Annotated in this window: 1 protein-coding gene; it reads right to left on the bottom strand. The window is 31.5% G+C overall.

From position 1 onward, the window contains the following. Positions 1 to 63 precede the first annotated feature (63 nt). Positions 64 to 1,290, bottom strand: coding sequence for an EreD family erythromycin esterase (ere(D), locus tag F1E73_RS16880; RefSeq protein ID WP_009040233.1), 1,227 nt, complete (start codon positions 1,288 to 1,290; stop codon positions 64 to 66). Between the last annotated feature and the right edge of the window lie 346 nt (positions 1,291 to 1,636).

Raw genomic sequence — 1,636 nt, 5'->3', positions numbered from 1 at the left:
GTGAAAGAATAAAACGGCACCTCCAAAAAGAAAGTGCCGTTTCGAAATTAAATTTATAAATTCTCAATCCACTACTTCTGAAACAGTTGATTTTTCTATTAGAAAAATTCCGTCAAAAGCTTCTTCTATTTCAGTTTTTAGGCACATCGAATCAAATCGAATCTTATTACAATTTTTTAATTCCGTACTTCTGTTCATTAGTAAACAGCATTCTTTTCCTCCAAATTCTTGCATAATAAATTCAACAGAATCCGACTCTGGAAAATCAAGTGGAAATTTATCAACCCTAAAGCCAAATTGATAATCATTATCAGGATACAATGCCGCAGTTTCTCCACGTAGATTAGTTATTGCAAATGCTTTATATTTTTCTCCAAAAGTCATCGAAAGTCTTTGCCCCATTGGATAACAACTAATAAATCCATCAAAATCTACCGGAGTTTTTTGAATGTGAGCATTGTGGGCAACCAAAATAATCTTTTTACCAAGTGAATTTTTCAAAAACCAATCAATGCTTTCTGCCATATACTGGTCTTTTGCTCCCATATCTCCTTCAATTCCCCTTTCAGTAATGAAACTTTCCATAGCATCAGCATTATAATTCATATAAATCAAGCCTTTAACTTGATGAACTATCGATTGAAATTCTAAACTTTCTAATTTTGGTTGAAGAGTAATCAAACGAATGTAAACTTTTAATAGCAATGCTTTTAATTCATTATGTTCAGCTTCATCAAAAAGCGATAAATTTAACGCAAGCTGAGAAGTCGAATAGAAATCAAATTTCTCAGCAAGATTTAAAATCTTCTGTAAGACATCAGAAGAAACGATTGAAAGTCTTTGCAAATAATCAGATACAATACGAAAGTTTGGAAAATAAGAACCTCCATTTTTAGGAATATCCACACCTAAAAAGGTAATTTGATTATTATTGTCTTGATTATACCGACGAAGCCATAGCAAAGTATCTTTAAACTCATTTGGATAATAAAAGTGTGACAGTAACTTATCCAAATCGTCGAATGGAATTTGTGATTTTATCCACTTATCAACTTCTAATCCTTCAGAAAAACCAAACTCAAATGCCAAGGTGTCAAAATCACATTCAGTTACTAAAAACTCAATAACTTGATGCCTGAATGTAAAAAACTCTTTTATGAAATGTGCGTTTTCGCCTAAACCAACAATTGTAGAAGAATCAAAATATTCTCGAAATCGAAAAAGACTTTGTTTTATGGATGTATTATTTTCCGAATTAAACGGAAAAGTTAAGGGTTTTATATTTTTCATTATTACCTTATTTTAAATTAAAAATTAACGTACCAAATAGCAACCGTCTCAAAAAGACGATTTAATAATTTACTTTAATTTTTAATTACCAAGGCTTGCTGAAATACATAAAATGTGAATTATTTGAATACAAAGATACTAAAAATTCCTTCACATAACATCGCATTGGCAAAATGGCAGGTTAAGTGCTAAATTGAAAGTTTCTGCATTTTATTCCGCCGAATGTGTTCCACATTCGCTTTTTATTTGTAAGTTAGCTCTGTGGAAACACATCGGCTACGTTCTCGCTAAATTGAACTTTTTGTCCAATTTATCCGCCACTTCGCCAATGCGTTTCCCGTTATGT

Origin of the sequence: Arenibacter lacus (assembly GCF_008711145.1) — a bacterium.
Taxonomy (GTDB): domain Bacteria; phylum Bacteroidota; class Bacteroidia; order Flavobacteriales; family Flavobacteriaceae; genus Arenibacter; species Arenibacter amylolyticus.
Note: the sequence above shows the minus strand (reverse complement) of the source record. Positions and strands in the feature narration are given on the sequence as shown.